Source organism: Sagittula sp. NFXS13, from assembly GCF_040148795.1.
Taxonomy (GTDB): Bacteria; Pseudomonadota; Alphaproteobacteria; order Rhodobacterales; family Rhodobacteraceae; genus Sagittula; species Sagittula marina.
Genome location: NZ_JAGEMH010000020.1, coordinates 12,405 through 34,733, shown reverse-complemented (window position 1 = coordinate 34,733; position 22,329 = coordinate 12,405). Strand labels below are relative to the sequence as shown.

The window sequence follows — 22,329 nt, the reverse complement described above, 5'->3', positions numbered from 1 at the left end:
GCGAGAATTCACTCGACCGATGCCAAAGGAGGCGGAGACCTTGGCGACAGAAGCATCAATGGCCGTCAGGGCGGGACGCGGTGCGCGGGGGATCGGCGGCTTTGTCGTCGTCACTGCGCTGACCTTCCTGGGCCTGCTGGCAATCACATTCTTCATCGGACGCGTGGTGCCCATCGACCCCGTGCTTTCGGTGGTCGGGGACCGCGCGACGCAAGAGCAATACGATGCGGCGCGGATCGCCATGGGGCTGGACCGGCCGCTGCTGGTGCAGTTCTTCGACTACGTCTGGTCGGTGATGCAGGGCGACCTTGGCCGCTCGATTTCGACCAACCGCCCCGTGGCCGACGATCTGCTGCGGGTCTTCCCTGCGACGCTGGAGATGGCCACGCTGGGTATCTTCATCGGAGTCGTCCTTGGCGTGCCCGCCGGGGTCTGGGCCGCCACGCGGCGCGGCGAGTGGGTCGACCAGGTGATGCGGGTCTTTGCCCTGCTGGGTTATTCGGTGCCCGCCTTCTGGCTGGGCCTCGTCGGCTTGGCAGTATTCTATGCCGGCCTCGGCTGGGTCGCCGGACCGGGGCGGCTGGACATCTTCTACGAAGGGCTCGTGCCCGCGCGCACCAATGTCATGCTAATCGACGCCGCGCTGGCGGGTGACTGGGATGTCTTCTGGAACGCGCTCTCGCACCTCCTTCTGCCGGCCTCGATCCTTGGCTTCTTCTCGCTGGCCTTTATCGCCCGGATGACCCGCAGCTTCATGCTGGACCAGCTGGGGCAGGAGTTCATCACCACCGCCCGCGTCAAGGGCGTGCCCGAGTGGCGGGTGATCTGGGTGCATGGCTTCAAGCCGATCCGCGTGCCGCTGATCACCGTCATCGGCCTCAGCTACGCCGCGCTGCTGGAAGGCTCGGTGATGATCGAGACCGTCTTCAGCTGGCCCGGCATCGGCAACTACCTGACCACTGCGCTGCTGAACGCCGACATGAACGCCGTGCTGGGCGCGACGCTGGTGATCGGCTCGGTCTTCATCCTGATCAACAAGATCTCGGACGTGCTCTACCGCGTCCTCGACCCGAGGAGCCACTGATGAGCACCCGTGACTGGCTTCTGGACGACAGTCCCGCCACGCTGACCCAGGCCAACCTGGGCCGCGCCTGGCGCATGTTCACCGCGCTGATGCGCAATCCGCTTGCGGTGGCGGGCTTGCTGATCATTCTGCTGCTGCTGGCCACCGCGCTGTTTGCGCCCTGGATCGCGCCGGAAAGCCCCGTGGGGCAGAACCTGCAACGCCGCCTGCTGCCGCCCACGGCCGAGCATTGGATGGGCACTGATGAGCTGGGCCGCGACATCTTCAGCCGCGTCGTCTACGGCTCGCGCATCACGCTGATGATCGTGGCGCTCGTGGCCGTGATTTCGGCCCCCCTCGGCCTGATCATCGGCGCCGTCGCAGGCTACTTCGGCGGCTGGGTCGACCGTATCCTGATGGGCCTCACGGACGTCTTCCTGTCGCTGCCCAAGCTGATCCTGGCGCTGGCCTTCGTCGCCGCCCTGGGGCCGGGCATCGAGAACGCGATCATCGCCATCGCGATCACCGCCTGGCCCGCCTATGCGCGCATCGCGCGGGCCGAAACCCTGACCTTCCGCAATGCCGAGTACATCCAGGCGGTGCGGCTGGTCGGCGGCTCGCATTCGCGGATCATCTTCCGCCACGTGCTGCCGCTCTGCACCTCGTCGATGATCGTGCGGGTGACGCTGGACATGGCGGGCATCATCCTGACCGCCGCCGGCCTGGGCTTCCTGGGTCTTGGCGCACAGCCGCCGCTGCCGGAATGGGGCGCCATGATCTCGCGCGGGCGGACCTTCATCCTGGACCAGTGGTGGGTCGCCACGATGCCGGGCTTCGCCATCATCCTGGTTTCGCTCGGCTTCTGCTTCCTGGGCGACGGGCTGCGTGACGTGCTGGACCCGAAACAGGGGGGCGAGAAATGACCGACGCACCGCTTCTGGAAATCGAGGACCTGCGGGTCAGCTTTGCCACCCCCAAGGGGCCTGTGGAGGTCGTGAAGGGCCTGAACCTGACCCTGGGCCGCGAAGAGCGCCTGGGCATTGTCGGCGAAAGCGGCTCGGGCAAGTCGATGACGGGCCGGTCGATCCTTCGGCTGATCCGTTCGCCGGGCAGGCAGACCGCGAAGACCCTGCGCTTTGACGGTCTGGACCTGATGGCGCAGAGCAGCCGCCAGATGCGCCAGATCCGCGGCGCGCGGATTTCGATGATCATGCAGGACCCGAAGTTCTCTCTGAACCCCGTGATGACCATTGGTCACCAGATCGCCGAGGCGCTGCAGGTGCATGAAAACCTGCCCCGCCGAGACCTGAACGCCCGGGTGATCGAGATGCTGAACTCGGTCCGTATCAACGAGCCCGAGCGGGTGGCGAAGATGTATCCGCACGAGGTTTCGGGCGGCATGGGGCAGCGGGTGATGATCGCCATGATGCTGATCCCGCGCCCGCAGCTGCTGATCGCGGATGAGCCGACCTCGGCCTTGGATGTCTCGGTTCAGGCGCAGGTGCTGGACCTGATCGAAGAGCTGGTGACCGGCAACGGCATGGGCCTGATCCTGATCAGCCACGACCTTAACCTGGTGGCGCGCTACTGCGACCGCATCCTGGTGATGAACGGTGGCGAGGTGGTCGAGGCCTGCGCGGCCGCCGATCTGCACAAGGCCAGCCATCCCTACACCAAGGGTCTGCTGGCGGCACAGCCGCGGATGCAGGAAACCCGAGACGAGCTGCCGGTCCTGGACCGCAGCGGAGGAGCAGGCACATGAGCAGCGCCGCAATTTCCCTCAAGGACCTGGATATCTCCTACGGCGACACCAAGGTGGTGCGCGACGTGACCTTCGACGTGGCGACGGGCGAAAGTTTCGCGCTGGTTGGCGAGAGCGGTTCGGGCAAGTCGACTGTGCTGAAGGCCATCGCCGGGCTTGCGCCGGACTGGACGGGAGAGGTTTCCGTGCTGGGCAAGCCGCGCGGCCATGGTACCGACCGGGCTTTCTCCGAAACTTGCCAGATGGTTTTCCAGGACCCCTACGCCTCGCTGCATCCCCGCAAGACCATCGACACGGTGCTGTCCGAGCCGCTGGCGATCCACGGCATCGGCAAGCGCAGCGAGAAGGTTGTCGAGATGTTGGGCGCCGTTGGCCTCGACCAGCGCTTCCGCTTCCGCTTTCCGCACCAGCTGTCGGGCGGGCAACGCCAGCGTGTCGCCATCGCGCGTGCCCTGATGCTGGAACCCAAGGTGATGCTGCTGGACGAACCGACCAGCGCGCTCGACGTCTCGGTGCAGGCCGAGATCCTGAACCTGCTGAAGCGGCTGCGCGGTGAACAGGGGCTGACCTACCTGATGGTCACCCACAACCTGCCGGTGGTCAGCTTCATGTGCGATCGCATGGCGGTGATGAACAAGGGCCGCATCGTCGAGATCGCCCCCAAGACCGCGCTCTATGACGGCAGCTTCGCCGATCCCTATACGCGCGACCTCTATGCCGCCTCGGGCGGCAATCCCGATGCCGATCCCGTGGTTGCGGCGGCATCCGAAAGCAAGGACCCCGCATGACCGATACCAAAAAGGCGCTTGCCGATTTCACCACCGCCCTGGCCGCCGCGACGACGGACGAGGCGGCTTTCGACGCGCTCTGCGCGCTGACAAAGGCGACAGTGGGCGCCAAGTTGTTCACCGTGATGACCTCGGACACCGATGCCATGGTGGCGCGCCGCGCCTATACGGACGACGCCGAGAACTATCCGACCTCGGGCGAAAAGCCGATCGTGCTGAACCGCTGGTTCGAACAGGTGCTGACCCGGCAGGAGGCCTTTGTGTCCAACACGCTGGCCGATATCGACACGGTGTTCCCGGATGCCGAGTTGATCGGCAAGCTCGGCTGCGGCTCTGTCGTGAACCTGCCGCTGATCATCGGCGGCAAGGTCATAGCGACGATGAACATCCTGCATGAAGAGGGCTACTACACGCCCGAACGGGTGGCCCAGATCCACGACATGCTGAGCCTGCCGGCAACGGCTGCCTGCGCCGTGGCGATGGTGCTGCGAGCCTGACCAAGGGCGCCAACTGCCAAGTGTATGGCGCCGAGGTCAAGAAACACGGAGATCGGTGGATGAGGCCGGGATCGGTCTGCCATTCTCGCCGGATGAATTGCACCGGCGTTGGTCCCTTGAGCGTTTTCTCGCGCCGCGCGGTGTTGTAGGCGCAGACGAACATGGCGAGGCAGCGATTGCGCTGCGCGCGATTGTCGTGACGGAAACGTTTCACCGTGGCGTCTTTGATGGTCAGGCTCATCCGTTGGTACAGCAGGGGCGCTTTCTCAGGTATTTGGCGGATTCAACCGGTCGTCGCAACACCTTCGATCATGTGCAGTTTAATCAGCTGGTCGATAGCTTCAGCTGGTGTTTTCCACCCTAGAGGTTTATGTGGTCGCGTATTCAAAGGATGGGCAATAGCGTTCAGCTCGTCGACGCCGTGTTTGCTGAGATCTGTCCCCTTAGGGAAGTATTGGCGGAGCAGTCCGTTGGTATTCTCGTTGCTGCCGCGCTGCCACGGGCTCTGTGGATCGCAGAAGTAAATCTCGTGACCGGTATCGATCTGCAGCTGAGCGTGTTGGGCCTTCTTGATGCATACGTTCAGGGTCTGGGGCACACATCCGAACTTTGCAGGAACCGACATGACTGCCTGCCGGCGCGATCCATGCTCACCCTCATTGTCGAGAACCAGACGCACCGCTCGCTCGCGCGCTTCCGGCAAGACTTCTTCGTCATCTTCATCATGATGCTTCATCCCGGCGAGGTTTCGTCAACAACGCCAATCTCGAGGGTGCAAGACGGGCGGAAAGCCGACCTTAGCTGCGGGCGCGCCCTTCCAATACCAAGTCGGACGAAGCGGAAATTCATCTAACCTTCGCTGGGGAGGCCTTCGTTCGTTGCGCCGCCGCATGTCCGCTCCGAGCTATCATGGGCCATCTTGGGCATTCCGAGGAACTCATGGCTCGCGGACGGCGTTTGGGGAACGAACGGCCAAGCCGGGCGGGGCGGGCCCTTCTCCAAGCGCCCAAAAACCCAATCAACCACGTCAGCTGCGAAGCGGCCATAAGTTTGAAAGGACCCCTCAAATGACAGACCAGATCGACGACCTGATGCCACCCGCAGAGTACATCACCGATGCCTACAGGGGCGCCGAAAAACTCAAGGGCAAGCGCGTCCTGATCTCCGGCGGCGACAGCGGCATCGGTCGTGCCGTCGCCCTGCACATGGCCCGCGAAGGCGCCAAGGTCGCCATTCTCTATCACATTGACGAGAAAAGCGCAGGCGAAACCCGTGAGGGCATTGAAAATGAAGGCGCGGAGGCGCTCGTTCTGCAAGGGGACACCGCCGACAGCGCCAGCTGCACCGCGGCGGTGGAGGCCGTTGTGGAAAGGTGGGGCGGCATTGATGTGTTGGTGAACAACGCGGGCATGCAAAAGCCATACGAGACGCAAGCGGACATCAGCGACGCGGACTGGCAGAAGCATTTTGACGTCAATATTCACGGCATCTTTTATACCACGCGCGCAGCGCTCGAGCACATGGCCGAAGGCGGGAGCATCATCAACACCACCTCCGTCAATGCGTATGTCGGCAATGATGCGCTTGTGCCCTATACTGCCACCAAGGGCGCCATCGTCAGTTACACAAGGGCGCTGGCGCTGGAACTGCTCGACCGTGACATCCGGGTGAATCAAGTCGCCCCCGGGCCCGTGGTCACCGAGATACAATTGGTCTTCAAGGATTACGACTCGGAAATGCTCAAGAGCATGTCGTCGCCCATGGGCCGGATGGGCCAGCCGCGCGAACTGGGCCCCACCTATGTCTTTCTCGCCTGCCAAGACAGCAGCTTCATCACAGGCCAGACGATCCACGTAAATGGCGGGATGATCACCAATGGCTGACATTGGGGCCTCCTGGGCGGATCGCGAGGGTCACCGCGCCTGGTTGCGCGCCGAGGGCCGGCGCCTTCTTGACCACTACCGCTCCGCGCGGGTGCCGGCGGGGTTTGCCACGCTCGGCAACGACGGCACCATGGTGGACCACACCGCGAAGGCCATCATCACTGCGCGCATGGTGCATTGCTACTCGCTGGCCGCCATCATGGGTGTGCCCGGAGCGACTCCACTGGCCGACCACGGGATCGATGCGCTGCTTGACGGCCCCCTGCGCGATGCTGAGCATGGTGGATGGTTCGCGGATTCCAGCGGGTCCTCTCGGAAGCAGGCGTATCTTCATGCCTTCGTCGCGCTGGCCGGTGCCTCTGCTGCCATAGCAGATCGCCCTCGCGGTCAGGAATTGATGCGCGCCGCCACGGACGTGATCGACGATCACTTCTGGATCGCGGGCGAAGAGGTGTTGCAACCAAGCTTCGCGGTCGACTGGTCGGACCCCGAAGCGTATCGCGGTGCCAATTGCTGCATGCATGGCACGGAAGCTTGCCTCGCTTTGGCCGACGCGACGGGCGAAGATCGCTGGCTGGACCGAGCGCTGTCTATGGCGCGTCGCTTCGGTCATGACATCCCCGCAGCCCATGACGACCGGCTGCCCGAACATTTCGATGCGGAGTGGACGCTGCTGCCAGACTACGGCTCCGAGCATCCTGCGGACGATACCCGGCCCTACGGGCTGACACCGGGGCATTTCGCGGAATGGGGTGGCCTGCTCGTCAAGGTCGAAGCGGCCCTTCTGGCGCGTGGCCGTCCTGTGCCGGACTGGTTGCTTCGGCAGGCCGTCGTGTTGCTCGACAAGGCAATGGAGCAGGGCTGGTCGCCTGACGGCAAGCCGGGCATGGTCTATACGGTCGGCTGGAGCGGCGAGATTTCGGTGCCGGTCCGGGCGTACTGGGTCCAGGCCGAAACGGCGAATACCGCGCTTATGCTGCACCGACGAACAGGCAAGGTCCGGTTCGAGGAGACCTATCGCTTGGCCTGGGACTACATCGCGGCAACGTTGATCGACCGGGAGGCCGGAGGCTGGCGGCACGAGGTCGATGCGGATGGGCAACCAAGCCGGGTAGTCTACCCAAATCGCGAAGACCTGTACCACGATTTCCAGGCGACTGTGACGCCACTAATTCCGGTGTCTGCCTCCGTTGCAGGAGGGCTTTTGAAGTGAAGGCCGTAGGGCCTTGCGAGGGCACAGCGGATGATCGTGCTCGCCCCGAATTTTGTGCCGGTATCCTTTGTCCAACCCGTTCGCTGCGCCTCCGCAGGTCGGCTTGGGGCCCTAACTTCTCGCCTTGGAAGAGGTCGACTTCGCAAGTGCAGTAACAGACGCGACGCAATAGCGACGTTAGTGAGAACCTAAGCCGGTACCAATGGTGTGCGGCCGGCTAAGGGCGGTGTCTGTACCGGGTGCTTTGAACGCGTGCGGACTCCGACTGGATGCCTTCAGTGATGGCCAACGCTGACTGAGCGCGTCTGACGCAGCAGGACGTTGACGAGGATGGTCAGCATTGCCATCAGCACTGCTGCGGTGGTCAGTAGAACCGAATGGGTCGCGGAAAACGCGGCCTTCCCGGCGGCGATCATTGCTGCCCCATCGTCGGCTTCAAGCTGCTGGGCGGTGATGTAGACATCGCCCATCGAATGTGACGCCCGTTCGGCCAGACTGTCGGGCAGGCCTTCGGGCAGAACGAGGTTGTGTCCGAAAACCACCGACATGAAGACGCCGAACAGGGTGATGCCCAGACCGCTGCCCAGCTCGTAGCCGGTCGCCTCGAGCGAGCCTGCCGCGCCCGCTTCGCTCGCATCGGCAGCGCCCATGATCGCAATGGAAGACGCGGTAAGCCCGATGCTCAGCGCAAGACCGAGGACTGCCAGCAGCAGGGGCACAATCAGGCCGGGATCGTGGAAGTCCGTGATGGCAAGCATCGCGAGTGCCACCGCCGAGATGGCCAGAGACAGGCAGGCCACCGGCCTCAGACCGAAGCGGCCGGAGAGCCAGCCCGCGACCGGGCCGCCGAGGGCCGCAGCCGCCATGATCGGAACCATGAAGAGCCCGGCCTGAAGCGGGGTCTTGTCCAGCACGTATTGCAGTTCCTGCGCCAGCGTCAGTTCTACCCCGGCCAGCGATCCACTGGCCACGATGGCCATGACGATCCCTGCGACGATGGCCGGGCGCGCAAAGAGCGACAGGTCCAGCATCGGCGTGGCGCTGCGCAGCTGCATTCGGATAAAGAGCCACAGAAGGGCGACGCCGGTGGCCAGGCCAGCAGGACGAGCGCCAGCGGCTGCCGCGCGGCGAATCCGGCCTTGATCGCGTAGACGGTCGCGATCATTCCAAGGATCAGCAGCATCGCCTGCCCGATGGGCCAGTGCCCGTGGGTGATCTTTTCCCGCCGCGACAGCAGGCACCAGCAGGCTGGCAGGACCACCGCCATCACGGGAACGTTGATCAGAAAGACCGACCCCCACCAGAAATGCCCCAGAAGGGCGCCACCGATCAGCGGGCCCACCGCGGCACCGGCCGCGCCGACCGTTCCCCAGAGACCGAGCGCGAGGCCGCGCTCGGTCTCGTCCTCGAAGGTGCGGCGGATGATGCCAAGCACGCAGGGCATGATCATCGCGCCCCCAACCGCCAGCAGCATACGGGTCGCAATCAGCAGGGGCGCGTTGGGCGCGAAGGCGGCCATGGCCGAGGCGAGACCGAAGATCGTGAGCCCGGCCAGAAGGATACGCCGGTTGCCGACCCGGTCGGCCAAGGTGCCCATCGGCACCAGAAGTCCAGCCATCAGCAAAGGGTAGATGTCGATGATCCACAGCACCTGGGTGTTCGACGCGCCAAGAGCCTGAGTCAGGGTCGGCACTGCCACGTGCAGGATCGTCATGTCCAGCACCACCGGCAGAAACGCCAGCATCACGGCGACCAGTCCCAGCCAGCGCTTCGGATCAGGTTGATGGACAGACATGCTTTACCTTGGCTTCAGGAGCTATTGCCGATATAAATACATACGTATGGAATTCAATGTCCATACGCCGGTGTCAGGAGGGCGCATGGGAAGAAAGCCGAGCATTTCACGCGAGGGTTTGCTGAACGAAGCCGAAGAGATCGTGCGCGCAGGCGGCGGAGCGGCGCTGACCATCGGTTCGCTCGCGCAGGCCGCGGGGACTTCGAAGGGTGGGGTGCAATACTCTTTTGCCAGCAAGGACGACCTTGTGCGCGCCCTTGTCGACCGCTGGACGGGGCAGTTCGACGCCATGCTGGGAGAGCACTCAGAGGGCGACCCCGTTGCCTTCGTCAGGCGCTACATCGCGGCAACCCGGGCCTCGCAACAGGCGATGAATGCCAAGATGGCGGGCCTGCTCGTCAGCTATCTGGAGAGCCCGGCCAATCGGCGCGAAACGCGTGACTGGTACCGTGCCATCTTCGAACGGCTTGGCGGTGACACGGATACAGCGCGGGCGGCGCGTGTCGCGTTTCTGGCTGTGGAAGGGCTCTTTCTCATGCATATGAACGGTATCGACGAAGACGGCGAGTGGACGGCCTTCCTCGATGACGTCGAATGCGTTCTGGAACGGTTGACCAATTGAGCGTCACCCAGGGCACTGACTTAGCCTACTTGACTGGCAAGTGCAGGTTGATCTGGCGGAGGCTGACGGAGGATTCGCTGTCTCGATGCAGGTGCGGCGAACGGCATGAAGGTCCGCTCCGCAGACCTTAGGCGTCCTAAATTGCTACGCAGTGCATGAACGACTGGTCTGGAGAAGCCGCGGCGCAGCGTCGGGTCCGGCGATGAACGGCAGGTTTGGGACGACCTTGCCTGTCGCTGAGTGAGGCGCGGCTTGGCAATCCTGCCAGAAGGATAGGGGTCGTTGAGCTACGACAGCATGCTGTTCGGAGCCCTAGCCTGCCTGTAGGCTGCTTACGATTTTTTATCGTTCAGATCTCTTTTCAGCCTTGAAAAAGGGATCGAGCCAAGGAAATGCTGTTGTGAGGCTCAATCCGGGGAATGTGATGGGAGGGTACGGCGAGCTGTTATTCAATGAAGAGGATGCGAGGCTGTATAGTCGCCTTGATATCGCCTGCAGGGACTTGCACGACGCTATTTCCTATGGGTCCTTCATCCTGAAGAAGGGCTGGAAAGCAAAGCCATGGAGTCGTGGTTCGACCTATCTGCAGCAGTCGGCCTTTGTTACAAGCATGATTGTATCCTATGGGCGGGCGTTCTCAAAAAGCAATGGCTGGGGATACCTACCAAAAGCTATGCATGCGTCCTTTGACGCTGAAGAAGTCAGCCTGCACGGTCGCCTGATGGATGATCGAAATCAGCTCTATGCTCATTCGGATTCTGTACACTATCCTTTGAGGCCTTGGGCATCCGATCATCACTCGGATATTATCCAATTCCAGGTGCGGGAGGTGCCACATGGCGATATCTTGAAGTTGCAAGAAATGTGTCGAAAGATCGTCTCCACATGTCGCGCGGAGCAGGCCCGTATAAAAGCGAAATACTGATACCGTCTCGTTTGACGGGATCATGACTACTGCCCACGGCTGCTTCACAGAAGCCGCGCCGCAGCATGCAGCTGTAAGCGAACGGCAGGTCTGCGCCGAACACGTTGATCCGTCGCCTCGTTAAAGCGAGGCGTCGCCGCAGCGCCGCATGACGGCACCGAGCCGGTTCGGTGATCAACACCAGGGCGGAAACCGGAAGTTCGCTGCGGGGACGAGGAAAGCCTCGACCTAATGTGGAAGCCGACATTAGGCCGGCGCCCGCTTGGTCAGCAGCTCGGGGGCACGCGGGCATTCAAGCCAAGCGCCCAATCCTGAGGTACCGCCGGCTAAAACATACATCCAAACGACAACCAAGAATTTGTCTCCGATTCTTGCGCAAAGCTGTTTCACGTTCGGACCCGACGTTCCGCTTTTCAAGAGTGTTCATGCGCAGCGCGGAGCGCGCGTCATCACTGGAACATTAGCCAAGGCGCGCTGCGCGCATCCTGGAAGCGTTCTGTCTCGATCCGATGCAGGCCGTGGGCGCGGACTCGTGTCACGCGCAGAACCTTTGCCAAGGTCAGGGATCTGTGCGGTGGACCCTGTCGAGCGTCGCATATGGCAGCGGACAGGAAACTTCGGCCCTTGAGGGGATGGCCTTCTTCACGGCTGGTGTGGGCATTACCTTGAATTTAAACCTGTTGAGCCTCTCCCCTTTGGATTTTCAGCGACAACACCATGTCATCGTGTTTCAGACGCTGACCTGTCAGTCGATGGCACCCACGGTCCTGCCCAAGAGTTTTCGGACAGCTCATGTTGGCGCAGATCAGGAATTGCAGAGACCTACCCGACACCCGGGTTCAGGGCATTATTGGCGCTATGAGTATGGCAAAGAGAGAAATTTTTACCTGCGTCTCATGACACAGACAGCGGATGCTTGAGCAACGCTAAAGCAACTCCACCGATCTCGAAAACTTGCCAGCAGAGCCGCGCGACTTAACAAATGTTGTCGGAACATTGCACCGCGCCCGCTGTTTATCTGACAGTGCCGCTCCACTTCATAAGGAACCCAAGCATGTTACGACCCGATGGGCGAAGCGCGTTTGTCACGCTGATGACATCTGCCATGCTGCTGCCAGCACTGGCTGCTCCGGTGGTGGCGTTGGCCGTGGTGTTCCAAGCCATATTCGGGGTGCTCAACCTTCATGCCGGGCTTGCCCTGAAGCGCCGACGTGCCGAAGTGACGATGCAATCAATGCCGCCACAGCGGCTGCGCTTTTCCATCCATCTGGCGGCTCACGACGAACCTCCCGCCCTTGTCGCGCGCACGTTGCGCGCCCTCGCCTTGCAGGTCGACGCTCCCGAGTACGAGGTCATCGTGCTCGACAACAATACCGCTGATCAGGCGCTATGGCACCCGATTGAGGCGCTCTGCGAAGAACTTGGTTCCGCATTCCGCTTCTACCACGAAGAGGGTGTCACAGGCGCCAAGGCCGGCGCGCTCAATATCGCCCTCGCGCGCACAGATCCCGCAGCCACTCATGTCGTCATCGTCGATGCGGACTACGAGGTCACGCCGGATTTCCTCGCCATCGCTGTTCAGGAACTGCAGCGCAGCGGTGACGATTTCGTCCAGTTTCCGCAGGCCTACCATGGCGACGCGGGTCCGGCGCAGGGGTTGTCGCTTGAGCTGGCGGATTACTTCCTGCGCCACGCGCGCCATGCGGATGTGGCGGGGGCCATGCTGCTGACCGGGACGCTCAGCGTCATCAGCCGGGAGGCGCTTGAGGCTGCGGGCGGCTGGAGCGTCCGGACCATTACCGAGGATGCGGATCTTGGGTTGCGCCTGCAACGGATGGGCTTTCGCGGGCGGTTCGTGGATCGGGTCGTCGGACGCGGCCTGCTGCCTCTCGACCTTCGCGGTCTCAGCTTGCAGCGGTACCGCTGGGCTGCCGGCAACATAGACACGGCCCGCGAGGGCTTGGGCGGACTGCCGGCGCGCGCCACGCTTCAGGTGTTTGCGCAGCTCACTGCTTGGGCGAACCTTGCGCTTCCCTGTGCCGCCGGGCTGATCGGTGGCGGGGTCGCGCTTGCCCTCGGCCACCAGCCTGAACCGAGCCGCCTTCTGGTGACGCTGTCAGGCATCGGACTGGCACTGGTCTACATGTCGGTCTGCTTGCCCATGGTCATCGGCATGATCGTCCGTGGACACCCGCCGCTGACTGCATGTCTTGCGGCTTTGTCGTCGCGGATAGCGATGATCCTGCCGTCGGCCCTTGGAACAATAGACGCCCTGCTGGGACGGTCAGGCAGTTTCCTGCGAACCACGAAGGATGTGACTCAGACAACCGATACCGTCGGGCCGATGCTGCCAGTGCTCGCCCTTTGCGGCGTTGCCCTGCTGGCCGTGCCGCATTTGCCGCACGCGGCCGCCTTGGGCGCAGTCCTGATGGCGCTGCCCTATCCGCTGGCCCTTGCCACGCGGCGCCGCCTGATCGCCTACCGTACCGCACTTCACCCTGCCCAAGGAGAGACCCGATGATACCCAGCGTAAGCGTCGTCATCCCGACCTACAATCGCGCCGACACCCTGCCGCAGGCCATCGACGCAGCGCTCGGGCAGTCGCATCCCCAAACCACCGTGATCGTCGTCGATGACGGCTCGACCGACGGCACCGGATCGGTCATCGCGCGCTACGCGGAGCATCCGCGTTTCGTCGGCATCAGCCTTGAAGAGAACGTCGGCACAGCACATGCCAAGAACGTGGGTATCGCGCTCAGCACAGCGGACGCCGTCACCTTCCACGATTCCGACGACCTGCCGCACCGTGACAAGGTCATGCGGCAGGCACGGGTGCTCGGGAAAGAGACCATCGGCGCGCATCCCTGCCTCAATTGGCGCCTGTCGGGCCGCGAACCCGGGACGCCCGTTCAGGTGGGCGCTGTTCTGACCCATCACGAGCTGATTCTGCCAGATGGCGAGCGGGTCGAGATCCGCCGCACCCTCAGCCTTGTCGACGATTTCTTCCCGAACCTGCAGATGGCCGCCGGGGTGCCGGGGGACTGGACGCATGTGAATTCCGGTCTGTTCCACCGCTCGGTCTTCGACCGGCTGGGCGGATTCTCGGATTGCATCGAAGAGGATCGGGAGTTCCGCAACCGGCTGATCATGGCGGGCGAAGTGCTCTGGGTCATTCCCGAGATTCTGATGACGAAAATCGAAACAGCCGACAGCCTGACGCAGGCGGGCGCGACTGATTACGACAGCCCTCAGCGCATTGCGGATCGGGGTCGGGTCTGGGACGCGGTCGGCCGCTGGTTCGCCACCCGCGAAGTCGATCCGGTGCCGATTGACTTGACTGGCGTCGGCATCCGGTCCTGCACCAACCCGGACCTCTGCGAGCGGGAAGCGCTTTCAAGGATGACCGCCCTTCGGGACAGCGTGGCATGAGCGGCGGGATCACCTTCGTCGATGTGCTCGCGCCCCGTGCTTACAGCGGGGCGCCGGGACAGCTGACCGGCCTTGGCGGGACCGAGGCGACCTTGGTCCGCATCGCCGAAAGCCTTGCCCGCCGCTTTCGCGTCACCGTCCGCCAGTCGTCGCGGCAGGGGCCGGACGCCCAGTCCGGCGGCGTCCGGTATGGTGGGTTCAACGTCAAAGGCCCGCTCCTCGAGGCACCGGGAACCATTGTCGTGGTCAATTCCTGGAAGGTCGCAATGCGGCTGGCGCGACTGCATCCCGGGGCACGGGTCATCGTCTGGCAGCATGTTTTCCCCGGCCGCCACAATCGCGCTCTGGCCCCCGCGCTGCGCGCAGCCGGGGTGGAGTTGCTTTGCGTATCCGTCGCCCATGCCAACTGGATGCGCGGCTTCCTTGGCGCCGATGCGCCCGCCATCGGCACTATACACAACCCGATTTCCGACGATCTTTATCCGGACGACTCGCCCCGAGATCCCGACCTGGTGCTGTTCGCCTCCTCACCGCACAAGGGGCTTGGACAAGTCTTTCGCCGTTACGAGGCGCTGAAGGAACGTGTGCCGTCGCTGCGCCTGCTCGTGGCGGATCCCGGCTACCTCGCCTGGCCCACCGGTCCGGTTCCGGATGGCGTCATTCCTCTCGGACGGCTCGAACAGCCGGAACTCATCCGCTGGATGCGTCGGGCGCTGTGCTTGTTCTACCCCCAGGACCAATTCGCCGAGACCTTCGGGCTGGTGATCGCCGAGGCCAATGCGGTCGGCTGCCCGGCGCTCCTGCAGCGCGGCCTTGGCGCGAATGACGAGGTCGCCTCTGATCCCGGCCAGTGCATCGACACCGGCAACCCCGATGCCGTCGCCGCCCGGATCGCCGACTGGCGCTGTGACATCGGGCGGCGCCCTCTCGCCACTTCACGGCCGGAGTTCCGGCTGTCCCGAGTGACCGGCCGATGGGCGGCTCTTTTGCAAACCCCGGCAGCCCGCCCGCCCCAAGGCCACGCAATGCAAGACTGAACTCGAAAGGACTGAGCATGAAAGACGATAGTGATATACGCAAAGGCACCGGCGGCGAGACCCACCAGGTCGCCGGCGACAGCCACGAGACCATGACCACACAGGTCGGCATGCCGATTTCGGACGACCAGAACACGCTCAAGGTCGGGGCGCGCGGTCCGCACCTGATCGAGGACCAGGTTTTTCGCGAGAAGATCTTTCATTTCGACCACGAACGCATTCCGGAGCGTGTCGTTCACGCCCGGGGCTATGGCGCCCACGGCACTTTCGAACTGGCCGAGGACCTGTCGGACCTCACCCGCGCCAAAGTGCTCACCGAGATGGGCGAGAAGACAGATGTCTTCGTGCGCTTTTCCACCGTCGCCGGCAACAAGGGCTCCCCGGACCTTGCCCGCGACGTGCGCGGCTTTGCAGTGAAATTCTACACCAAGGAAGGCAACTGGGACCTCGTCGGGAACAACATCCCCGTGTTTTTCATTCAGGACGCGATGAAGTTTCCGGACCTGATCCATGCCGCCAAGCAGGAGCCCGACCGCGGTTTTCCGCAGGCACAGACGGCGCATGACAATTTCTGGGACTTCATCTCGTTGATGCCGGAAGCCATGCACATGGCGCTCTGGATCATGTCGGACCGGACCATCCCGCGCTCGTTCCGCTTCATGGAAGGGTTTGGCGTGCATACCTTCCGGCTGGTCAACTCTGAAGGAAAGTCCAGTTTCGTGAAGTTTCACTGGAAACCCCGGCTGGGCATGCAATCCGTTCTCTGGGACGAAGCCGTCAAGATCAACGGCGCGGACCCCGACTTCCACCGCCGCGACCTTTGGGACGCGATCGAGAAGGGAGACTATCCCCAGTGGGATCTCGGTCTCCAGGTCTTTGACGACGCCTTCGCCGACAGCTTCGATTTCGACGTGCTGGACGCCACCAAGCTGATCCCGGAGGAGCTCGTCCCGGTGCGCCGCGTCGGCACACTGACGCTGAACCGCATGGTCGACAACTTCTTTGCCGAGACCGAACAGGTCGCCTTCCAGACCGGCAACATCGTGCCCGGGATCGACCATTCCAACGACCCCCTGCTGCAGGGGCGGAACTTCTCCTACCTCGACACGCAGCTCAAGCGGCTCGGCAGCCCGAACTTCAACCATATCCCGATCAATGCGCCGAAATGCCCGTTTGCCCACCTGCAGCAGGACGGGCACATGGCCATGCACAATCCCAAGGGTCGGGTGAACTACGAGCCCAACAGCTTTGGAGAAGGCCCGCGCGAGGACCCCGAGCGCGGATTTACGTCCTTCCCAGCCGAGGAGTCCGGGCCGAAACAGCGCGTCCGCTCGGAGACCTTTGCCGACCACTACAGCCAGGCGCGCCAGTTCTACATCAGCCAGACGGATGTCGAGAAAGGGCATATCGCCGACGCCTTCGTCTTCGAGCTGTCCAAGGTGGAACGCCTTGCGATCCGCCAACGGATGGTGGGTCACCTGATGGTCGTGGACGAGGATCTCGCCCGGACGGTCGCCGACGGGCTGGGTCTTGCTAAGCTGCCGGCACCCGCCGAACCCGCCCGAAAGGTGGTCGAGACCGAACTCTCGCCCGCGCTCAGCATCCTCGCCAACCCGCCCGAAAGCTTCGCGGGGCGCAAGCTGGGCGTGCTACTGACCGACGGGATCGACGGAGGCGTTTTTGAAGCGCTCAAATCTGCCGCCGAAAGCGCCGGAGCGCAGGTCACGGTCGTTGCCGAAAAGGTCGGTGGCGTGACGACGGCCCGCGGCAAGACTATTGCGGCGGATGAAAAGCTGGACGGGGCGCCATCTGTCCTGTTCGACACGGTGGCCATCCTCGCCTCCGAGGATGGCGCGGCCAGGCTTGCGGCAATGCACGGCGCGCGCAGTTTCTTGGGCGATGCTTTTGCACACATGAAGTTCATCGCGCTGTCGGCAGAGGCCAAATCCGTCTTCTGGCCGGCGGCGGTGCCGGACGAGGCCGATGACGGCGTCTTCGTGCTGGACGGCGGGCCGGAGGACTTCATCGCCGCCTGCAAGAACCTGCGCTTTTGGGAGCGGGCGGTATGACCCGCGCCCCCCTTGCGCGGAGCATCCTCGCTTTCGGGTCGGACATGCAGTGGCCCGCGGCCATCACCATCCCGGCCCGAAACGAGGAGGAGCGGATCGTGCCCTGTCTGGATGCCGCGCAGACCGCCCTGCGGGGGCGGGGCGGTATAGTTCTGGTCGTCAATGGGTCGAACGACGCGACCCACGACCGTGCGCGCGACTGGTTCACGGCGACCGGCGCAGCGGGGCTGCTACTGGATCTGGGTGACACACCGCAGGGGGGTGTCGGCGGCGTGCGGCAGCAGGCCGTCGCCGCCGCGGTCTCTCGGCTCGCCCCTCGTGGGATAGTTCTAACGACCGATGCCGACAGCCGGGTGTTCCCCGACTGGCTTGACGCCAATCTCGCGGAGCTGACGCAGGCCGACCTGATTTGCGGCACCATCCTGCCGGATGGCGACGAGTTCGCGCAATTGCCTCGGATCATCTCGCAGCGCGGCGCAGCCGAGGGCGAGTACGTCGCACTGACCCTCGCGCTGCGTGCGCTCATCGACCCTCTGGCGCACGACCCCGTTCCGTGCGGGCTGGGTGCCGCGGGCGCCAGCCTTGCGTTCCGGATACCGCTTTATACCGACACCGGAGGCATCCCGGCGATGCCTGCAAACGAGGACCGCGCCTTTGCCGCGATGGCAGAAGACCGTGGCTGGCGGGTGCGGCACAGCCAGAAGGCCCGCGTCTCGACCTCGTGTCGGCTGGACGGGCGCGCGCCGGGTGGCATGGCCGAGGCACTGGCGCAACGTATTTCCGATCCCGATCCCCTGGTGGACAGCGCGCTCGAAACGGCCGACCGGACAGTGCAGCGTGCGCGTCTCCGGCAGGCGCGACGGGAGGGCGTGGTTCAGTTCGGCCCGGAGTCGATGCAGGTGGCGCAGGTCGACAGGCAACTGGCCAGACTGGAACACACCCGAATGCGGCTGTCGGACGTGGCGCGCGAATTGCCCCTTCTGGCGGCGGCAGTCCGCGCCGCGCGCGCGGATACAGAAAGGCTGTCGGCATGAGAGAAGCTCCCGCACGGGCAATGCCCACGCTCAGCGAAGCCGACGCCCTCAGGGCCGTCGCGGATGGTGCGCTGAAGGCCGATGCAGGGGGTCGTGACCTGTCAGGCGACATGCGGCGCCTGGCGTCATCCGGCATCCTCGCTCGGCTCAGTACATTTGAGGCAGATCCACAGGCGGCAAGGGCGCAGGCCACCGTGCTGCGCCGGATTGGCCGCGCCAGCCTGTCGGTTGGACGCCTGGCCGAGGGGCACATGAACGCCCTCAAACTCGTTACCCTGTACGGCACGCCCGGGCAGGTGCGGCGCCACAGGACGTTTGCACGCAATGGGGCGGTCTACGGTGTCTGGGGCGCCGACGTCGACCCGCCGGTGAGCGTCATGGCGGAACTCGACGGGCACTTCCGCCTAGCCGGGGGCAAGCGCTTTGCCTCGGGCCTTGGGACTGTCAGCCATGCCGTGGTGACGGCGCAGTCTCCAGATGGACTGCGCCTTGCTATCGCCGAGGTGGCGCACCCTGACCGTTCAGATGCCGCCGCCTGGGACACCTCCGGCATGCGTGCGACGGCCTCGGGCAGTTACGATTTCAACGGTGCCACAGCAGAAGTTCTAGGGGCTGCGGGTGACTATCTGCGGGAGCCGCATTTCCAGGGCGGCGTCTGGCGCTATGCCGCCGTGCAGACCGGCGGGCTTGAGGCCCTGGCCGCGGAGGTTCGTCGCGCCGTCAGCTCAGTGGAAGCGCCGGGCGAAGCTCAACTGCACCGCTTGGCCCGGATCGCCGGCCTGGCCCATCGCGCCCGGCTGATGGTCGAGGACGCCGCGGCCCGGGTCGAGGCGCCCGCCGCGGGGCCAGAGGCCGTCGCGCTCAGCCTCGCTGCGCGGGAAGAGGTCGAAGTGGCCTGCCTTGAAGGTATCGCCCTGGCCGACCGCGCTCTCGGCACCCAGTCCTTCGCCAGGGGTCAGCGGGCCGAGCTGATCCGCCGCGACCTCGGGTTTTTTCTGCGGCAGGCAGACCTCGACGGCAAGCTGCGGCAGGTCGGCACGGCGCTGTGCGCGGCCAAGGCCCCGATTGGAGAGGTCTGGGGAGTATGAGGACCTTCACCAGAATAGTTGCTCAGGCCGAAAACGCGCCCTGTGCCCAGCTCGCGGACCTGACCGGTCTCGGTGCCGTGCTGGTTCTGGCACCACACCCCGACGATGAATCGCTCGCCATGGGAGGGGCCATTGCGGCAGCCTCTGCAGCCGGCCGCCGCGTTCACATAGCGGTCGTCACGGACGGAGCGTTGTCCCATCCGAGGTCCAGGGCTTATCCCGCCACTGCGCTGTCGGCCTTGCGAAGGACGGAGGTCGAGACGGCGGTCCGAATCCTCACTGCCGGTCGCGAGACCCCGATTTGGCTGGGGTATCCCGATCAAGGCGCGCCGGATGATCCCGTGTCCTTTTCCGATGTCGAAACGCGGCTGCTTCGCCATCTTGGGGGTGTCACGGCGATCTGGACCACCTGGAACGGCGATCCGCACAGTGACCACCAGTGCGTTTGGCGGCTTGCCCGCTGGATGGCGGACCGGCTGGAGTGTGCGATGTTCGCCTGCCCGGTCTGGGGCCGGGTGCAAACGCCCGTGGACGGGGCATCCAGCGTCGGCCTCAGGCGCTTTCCGACGACAGCCTTCCACGACCTCAAGGCGCGCGCCGTTGCCGCCCATGTTTCCCAGATGACCGGGCTCATCGACGACGACCCGGAGGGCTTCCGGATGCCGCAGGACCTCGCCGCGCATTTTGCTGCGGCGGATGAGATCTTCATCCCCGCATGACCCGCGACGCCGCCTCCTTTGATCGTCTCTACCGCGAGACTGCCGACCCCTGGGACTATGAGACCAGCACCTACGAGGCAGAGAAATACGCCCGCTGCCTTGCCCTTTTGCCGCCGCGCCGCTTCGCCCACGCCCTTGAAGTCGGCTGCTCTATAGGGGTGATGAGCGAAGCGATCGCGCGTCGCTGCGACAGCCTTCTTGCGCTCGATTTTGCGCCCACGGCGATCGAAAAGGCCCGCGCACGGGATATCCCGGGCGCTAAGTTCGAGGTGGCCGCAGTGCCCGAGGGCTGGCCCGACGGGCATTGGGACCTGATCGTGTTGTCAGAAGTTCTGTACTACCTGTCCCCCGCCGCGCTGGACGAGGTCATCTGCCGGGTTGTCGACAGCCTCGCGCCCGATGGCCTGTGTCTCGTCGCGGGCTACCTAGGCCCGACCGAAACAACGCTGAGCGCGCGCGAGGTCGAATTCCGTCTGCTGGCCGCGCTTTCGGCCGACCGCCCGGATTATTGCATCCGCCGCGATGCAGAGACCACCTGGATCGCGGCGGCCTTTGCCTGCAACGGCGGTCACTCTTCAGGCGGGTAAAGGTAATATGCATTGAACTGCGCCAGGTGATGCAAGAGCGCCCTGTCATGGATCTCGGCATGTCCGTCCCGGATCGTGCAGGCTCCGCTCTCCCGAAGCTCACGGCAGACGCGGCTGACATGGACAGGGGAAAGCCCCGCGATCTCGGCCAGATCGGTCTGCAGAAGCGGCAAGGGAAGGCGGTCGCCTATGATCTCTCTCGCTTCCGAAAGGCGGTGGTCCATCTCGCTGACGAAATCGGCCACCGCCGCCAACGCGCGCAACCGGCTTGCGCGGAAAATCCAATGCCGATGGATCGAGGCATCGATCATGGTCAACTGCCATAGCTGACGTGCATATCGGGGGGATAGTTCGATGATCTGGTCCAGCGCAGCATGGGGTAAAAGCGCGACGCGCGCGTCAGTCAATGCTCCGATATCGTGGTCCAGACGTTTTAGCGGCAGGGCGTGCAGGTCGACGAAATCCCCCGGCACACTGATGGAAACGATCGCACGCTTAGCATCGCCCCGATGCGACCCGGGAACATAGCGGGCCATTAACCCGTCCAGCAACAGCGCACTCATGTCGAGCGTATCGCCCGCTTGCGACAGCATTTCGCGAGAGCCAAGCAACCGTATCTCGGAACAGGCGGCTCGTAATAGCTGCCAGAGTTCCGGGTCCAGTCGCCGCACAACACCTCGTCGGAATTCTTCCTTTAAAACGCTTTCAGCTGCTTTTGAGACCGTTGCAACATTCGCAGATTTCGACCCGCCAACCCATTCGCCTTTCATACATCGCCTCCTGCACGGCACTCGTTCATTCATGGCACCAGCGGTCCATAATGGCTTCTCACTGATCCATGGGTGACAACCTGCTAATCGAACGTGCATACTCTCACAGGGTTCCCTCGCGGTTCGGACAACCAAGAACCGAGAGGTGCATCTTATCCGGAGACTGGAGATGCACTCCCTTCAAAAGGGCACACGGCTACCCGAAAATCGCTCCGTTTAAGGGGGGGGGGGGCGCTTTGGAGCGCCGGCGGTCGAAACATGATTGGTGCCGAAGGTCGGCTCAGGGCCGTCCCCGGCACACAGGCTTGAAGATTTCACCTTCCTCGCAATGCCGGTAGAAAAGATGCCGTGTAGAAGCTGGAAGGGGCTCGAATCGTGACAAAGAACTGGACTGCGATAAAGGGGGCGTTGTCGGGGTTTTCCAAGGTGCAGCTCCTAGGCCTCGTCCAAGACATGTATCGCGCCGACCCGAGGAACCAGGATTTCCTGCATGCAAGATTCCTAGCTTCGGATGGGGGCACCGACCTTTCGCCCTACAAGAAGCGGATCAAAGCAGCCATCAATCCAAGCCGGTGGGACGCACCCATCAAATACCGAGAAGCCAGACGCGCCATATCCGATTACAACAAGGCTAGGGGACAGCTCGGCGAAACGCTGGAGCTGATGTTCTACTAAGTCAAATGCGGCAATGACGTCACGCTGGAGTTCGGCGATATGGATGAGACGTTCTACAACAGCATGGGGTCCATGTTTGGCTCGAGCGTGAAGAAATTATCCATGCAAGCCGACTCGGAATTGACAGCAACTTAGCTGGACCGGATGGAGAAAGAATATCAACGCGTTGCGGATACTGGCTGGGGCTATGGCGACGAACTTGGTGGCTACCTTGAAGACCTCAGGTCTTCGCAAAAATAGTTCCTATTCAGTCCTGTCAGCGCGGAATCAACAGTGTCCCGTTCACCCTCCGAAAATGCTGCACGACGAAGGAATGGCTGGTCTCGTGAAGCTGCACCGCAGCTCTCTGCCATGGCGCGAATGTCGGGTTCGG

22 protein-coding genes and 1 pseudogene are annotated in these 22,329 nt (G+C 63.6%); 19 read left to right on the top strand and 4 right to left on the bottom strand.

Annotated elements, in window-relative coordinates; genetic code table 11:
• Positions 1 to 58 precede the first annotated feature (58 nt).
• Genes J4E08_RS21945 through J4E08_RS21925 form a run of 5 tightly spaced genes read left to right on the top strand, consistent with a single transcriptional unit; the run spans position 59 to position 4,110 of the window.
• Positions 59 to 1,084 (top strand): ABC transporter permease, encoded by a 1,026-nt coding sequence (locus J4E08_RS21945; RefSeq protein ID WP_349540332.1) that lies wholly within the window; start codon positions 59 to 61, stop codon positions 1,082 to 1,084.
• The gene (gene nikC, locus J4E08_RS21940) at positions 1,084 to 1,986 is read left to right on the top strand and encodes a nickel transporter permease (protein WP_349540314.1); all 903 of its coding nucleotides are present in this window, start codon (positions 1,084 to 1,086) and stop codon (positions 1,984 to 1,986) included. The genes J4E08_RS21945 and nikC overlap by 1 nt, the downstream gene beginning before the upstream one ends.
• Entirely contained in the window at positions 1,983 to 2,825 is an 843-nt protein-coding gene (locus J4E08_RS21935) for an ABC transporter ATP-binding protein (protein WP_349540313.1), read from the top strand. The genes nikC and J4E08_RS21935 overlap by 4 nt, the downstream gene beginning before the upstream one ends.
• The gene (locus J4E08_RS21930; RefSeq protein ID WP_349540312.1) at positions 2,822 to 3,613 is read left to right on the top strand and encodes an ABC transporter ATP-binding protein; all 792 of its coding nucleotides are present in this window, start codon (positions 2,822 to 2,824) and stop codon (positions 3,611 to 3,613) included. The genes J4E08_RS21935 and J4E08_RS21930 overlap by 4 nt, the downstream gene beginning before the upstream one ends.
• Positions 3,610 to 4,110: a GAF domain-containing protein gene (locus J4E08_RS21925; RefSeq protein ID WP_183966987.1), complete on the top strand. Its 501-nt coding sequence runs from the start codon at positions 3,610 to 3,612 to the stop codon at positions 4,108 to 4,110. The genes J4E08_RS21930 and J4E08_RS21925 overlap by 4 nt, the downstream gene beginning before the upstream one ends.
• A gap of 283 nt (positions 4,111 to 4,393) precedes the next feature.
• On the opposite strand, the pseudogene J4E08_RS21915 reads toward J4E08_RS21925, so the two are convergent.
• A pseudogene (locus tag J4E08_RS21915) lies at positions 4,394 to 4,675 on the bottom strand (IS30 family transposase); the annotation flags it as partial.
• Positions 4,676 to 5,177: 502 nt separating this feature from the next.
• Here J4E08_RS21915 and J4E08_RS21910 point away from each other — a divergent pair.
• Positions 5,178 to 5,993, top strand: coding sequence for an SDR family oxidoreductase (locus tag J4E08_RS21910; RefSeq protein WP_349540311.1), 816 nt, complete (start codon positions 5,178 to 5,180; stop codon positions 5,991 to 5,993).
• The gene (locus tag J4E08_RS21905) at positions 5,986 to 7,206 is read left to right on the top strand and encodes an AGE family epimerase/isomerase (RefSeq protein WP_349540310.1); all 1,221 of its coding nucleotides are present in this window, start codon (positions 5,986 to 5,988) and stop codon (positions 7,204 to 7,206) included. Before J4E08_RS21910 ends, J4E08_RS21905 begins: the two co-directional genes overlap by 8 nt.
• Before the next feature lie 275 nt (positions 7,207 to 7,481).
• Here the strand turns inward: J4E08_RS21905 and J4E08_RS21900 are convergent, their stop codons facing one another.
• A complete protein-coding gene (locus J4E08_RS21900) occupies positions 7,482 to 8,186 on the bottom strand; it encodes an MFS transporter (RefSeq protein ID WP_349540309.1) in 705 nt (234 codons plus the stop codon).
• The gene (locus J4E08_RS21895) at positions 8,150 to 9,001 is read right to left on the bottom strand and encodes an MFS transporter (RefSeq protein ID WP_349540308.1); all 852 of its coding nucleotides are present in this window, start codon (positions 8,999 to 9,001) and stop codon (positions 8,150 to 8,152) included. Before J4E08_RS21895 ends, J4E08_RS21900 begins: the two co-directional genes overlap by 37 nt.
• A gap of 85 nt (positions 9,002 to 9,086) precedes the next feature.
• On the opposite strand from J4E08_RS21895, the gene J4E08_RS21890 reads away from it, so the two are divergent.
• From J4E08_RS21890 to J4E08_RS21840, 11 genes are all read left to right on the top strand, one after another.
• The gene (locus tag J4E08_RS21890; protein ID WP_349540307.1) at positions 9,087 to 9,623 is read left to right on the top strand and encodes a TetR/AcrR family transcriptional regulator; all 537 of its coding nucleotides are present in this window, start codon (positions 9,087 to 9,089) and stop codon (positions 9,621 to 9,623) included.
• Positions 9,624 to 10,023: 400 nt separating this feature from the next.
• The gene (locus J4E08_RS21885; RefSeq protein WP_349540306.1) at positions 10,024 to 10,548 is read left to right on the top strand and encodes a hypothetical protein; all 525 of its coding nucleotides are present in this window, start codon (positions 10,024 to 10,026) and stop codon (positions 10,546 to 10,548) included.
• 632 nt (positions 10,549 to 11,180) lie between these two features.
• Complete coding sequence (locus tag J4E08_RS21880; RefSeq protein WP_349540305.1) at positions 11,181 to 11,468, top strand: hypothetical protein; 288 nt, start codon at positions 11,181 to 11,183, stop codon at positions 11,466 to 11,468.
• A 134-nt stretch (positions 11,469 to 11,602) separates the two neighbouring features.
• Complete coding sequence (locus J4E08_RS21875; protein ID WP_349540304.1) at positions 11,603 to 13,069, top strand: glycosyltransferase family 2 protein; 1,467 nt, start codon at positions 11,603 to 11,605, stop codon at positions 13,067 to 13,069.
• Positions 13,066 to 13,977 carry a glycosyltransferase family 2 protein gene (locus J4E08_RS21870; RefSeq protein WP_349540303.1) on the top strand — a complete coding sequence of 304 codons (912 nt, stop codon included), beginning with the start codon at positions 13,066 to 13,068 and terminating at the stop codon, positions 13,975 to 13,977. Before J4E08_RS21875 ends, J4E08_RS21870 begins: the two co-directional genes overlap by 4 nt.
• Positions 13,974 to 15,014 (top strand): glycosyltransferase family 4 protein, encoded by a 1,041-nt coding sequence (locus J4E08_RS21865; protein WP_349540302.1) that lies wholly within the window; start codon positions 13,974 to 13,976, stop codon positions 15,012 to 15,014. Before J4E08_RS21870 ends, J4E08_RS21865 begins: the two co-directional genes overlap by 4 nt.
• 17 nt (positions 15,015 to 15,031) lie before the next feature.
• The gene (locus J4E08_RS21860) at positions 15,032 to 17,083 is read left to right on the top strand and encodes a catalase (protein ID WP_349540301.1); all 2,052 of its coding nucleotides are present in this window, start codon (positions 15,032 to 15,034) and stop codon (positions 17,081 to 17,083) included.
• Positions 17,080 to 18,117: a glycosyltransferase family 2 protein gene (locus tag J4E08_RS21855; RefSeq protein WP_349540300.1), complete on the top strand. Its 1,038-nt coding sequence runs from the start codon at positions 17,080 to 17,082 to the stop codon at positions 18,115 to 18,117. Before J4E08_RS21860 ends, J4E08_RS21855 begins: the two co-directional genes overlap by 4 nt.
• Before the next feature lie 20 nt (positions 18,118 to 18,137).
• Positions 18,138 to 19,205: an acyl-CoA dehydrogenase family protein gene (locus tag J4E08_RS21850; RefSeq protein ID WP_349540299.1), complete on the top strand. Its 1,068-nt coding sequence runs from the start codon at positions 18,138 to 18,140 to the stop codon at positions 19,203 to 19,205.
• Positions 19,202 to 19,924 carry a PIG-L deacetylase family protein gene (locus tag J4E08_RS21845; RefSeq protein WP_349540298.1) on the top strand — a complete coding sequence of 241 codons (723 nt, stop codon included), beginning with the start codon at positions 19,202 to 19,204 and terminating at the stop codon, positions 19,922 to 19,924. The genes J4E08_RS21850 and J4E08_RS21845 overlap by 4 nt, the downstream gene beginning before the upstream one ends.
• Positions 19,921 to 20,511 carry a class I SAM-dependent DNA methyltransferase gene (locus J4E08_RS21840; RefSeq protein ID WP_349540297.1) on the top strand — a complete coding sequence of 197 codons (591 nt, stop codon included), beginning with the start codon at positions 19,921 to 19,923 and terminating at the stop codon, positions 20,509 to 20,511. The genes J4E08_RS21845 and J4E08_RS21840 overlap by 4 nt, the downstream gene beginning before the upstream one ends.
• Here the strand turns inward: J4E08_RS21840 and J4E08_RS21835 are convergent.
• Positions 20,493 to 21,281, bottom strand: coding sequence for a Crp/Fnr family transcriptional regulator (locus J4E08_RS21835; RefSeq protein WP_349540296.1), 789 nt, complete (start codon positions 21,279 to 21,281; stop codon positions 20,493 to 20,495). The two genes, J4E08_RS21840 and J4E08_RS21835, sit on opposite strands and share 19 nt — an antisense overlap.
• A 375-nt stretch (positions 21,282 to 21,656) precedes the next feature.
• Here J4E08_RS21835 and J4E08_RS21830 point away from each other — a divergent pair, with 375 nt between their 5' ends.
• On the top strand, positions 21,657 to 21,956 hold the full coding sequence (locus J4E08_RS21830; RefSeq protein WP_349540295.1) for a hypothetical protein: 300 nt from the start codon (positions 21,657 to 21,659) through the stop codon (positions 21,954 to 21,956).
• The last annotated feature ends 373 nt before the right edge of the window (positions 21,957 to 22,329 follow it).

Bases quoted from the DNA above. Each gene is read 5' to 3' on its own strand.
- J4E08_RS21945 (WP_349540332.1), top strand. From the start codon at position 59: ATGGCCGTCAGGGCGGGACGCGGTGCGCGGGGGATCGGCGGCTTTGTC.
- nikC (WP_349540314.1), top strand. From the start codon at position 1,084: ATGAGCACCCGTGACTGGCTTCTGGACGACAGTCCCGCCACGCTGACC.
- J4E08_RS21935 (WP_349540313.1), top strand. From the start codon at position 1,983: ATGACCGACGCACCGCTTCTGGAAATCGAGGACCTGCGGGTCAGCTTT.
- J4E08_RS21930 (WP_349540312.1), top strand. From the start codon at position 2,822: ATGAGCAGCGCCGCAATTTCCCTCAAGGACCTGGATATCTCCTACGGC.
- J4E08_RS21925 (WP_183966987.1), top strand. From the start codon at position 3,610: ATGACCGATACCAAAAAGGCGCTTGCCGATTTCACCACCGCCCTGGCC.
- J4E08_RS21910 (WP_349540311.1), top strand. From the start codon at position 5,178: ATGACAGACCAGATCGACGACCTGATGCCACCCGCAGAGTACATCACC.
- J4E08_RS21905 (WP_349540310.1), top strand. From the start codon at position 5,986: ATGGCTGACATTGGGGCCTCCTGGGCGGATCGCGAGGGTCACCGCGCC.
- J4E08_RS21900 (WP_349540309.1), bottom strand. From the start codon at position 8,186: ATGGCCATCGTGGCCAGTGGATCGCTGGCCGGGGTAGAACTGACGCTG.
- J4E08_RS21895 (WP_349540308.1), bottom strand. From the start codon at position 9,001: ATGTCTGTCCATCAACCTGATCCGAAGCGCTGGCTGGGACTGGTCGCC.
- J4E08_RS21890 (WP_349540307.1), top strand. From the start codon at position 9,087: ATGGGAAGAAAGCCGAGCATTTCACGCGAGGGTTTGCTGAACGAAGCC.
- J4E08_RS21880 (WP_349540305.1), top strand. From the start codon at position 11,181: ATGGCCTTCTTCACGGCTGGTGTGGGCATTACCTTGAATTTAAACCTG.
- J4E08_RS21875 (WP_349540304.1), top strand. From the start codon at position 11,603: ATGTTACGACCCGATGGGCGAAGCGCGTTTGTCACGCTGATGACATCT.
- J4E08_RS21870 (WP_349540303.1), top strand. From the start codon at position 13,066: ATGATACCCAGCGTAAGCGTCGTCATCCCGACCTACAATCGCGCCGAC.
- J4E08_RS21865 (WP_349540302.1), top strand. From the start codon at position 13,974: ATGAGCGGCGGGATCACCTTCGTCGATGTGCTCGCGCCCCGTGCTTAC.
- J4E08_RS21860 (WP_349540301.1), top strand. From the start codon at position 15,032: ATGAAAGACGATAGTGATATACGCAAAGGCACCGGCGGCGAGACCCAC.
- J4E08_RS21855 (WP_349540300.1), top strand. From the start codon at position 17,080: ATGACCCGCGCCCCCCTTGCGCGGAGCATCCTCGCTTTCGGGTCGGAC.
- J4E08_RS21850 (WP_349540299.1), top strand. From the start codon at position 18,138: ATGCCCACGCTCAGCGAAGCCGACGCCCTCAGGGCCGTCGCGGATGGT.
- J4E08_RS21845 (WP_349540298.1), top strand. From the start codon at position 19,202: ATGAGGACCTTCACCAGAATAGTTGCTCAGGCCGAAAACGCGCCCTGT.
- J4E08_RS21840 (WP_349540297.1), top strand. From the start codon at position 19,921: ATGACCCGCGACGCCGCCTCCTTTGATCGTCTCTACCGCGAGACTGCC.
- J4E08_RS21835 (WP_349540296.1), bottom strand. From the start codon at position 21,281: ATGAAAGGCGAATGGGTTGGCGGGTCGAAATCTGCGAATGTTGCAACG.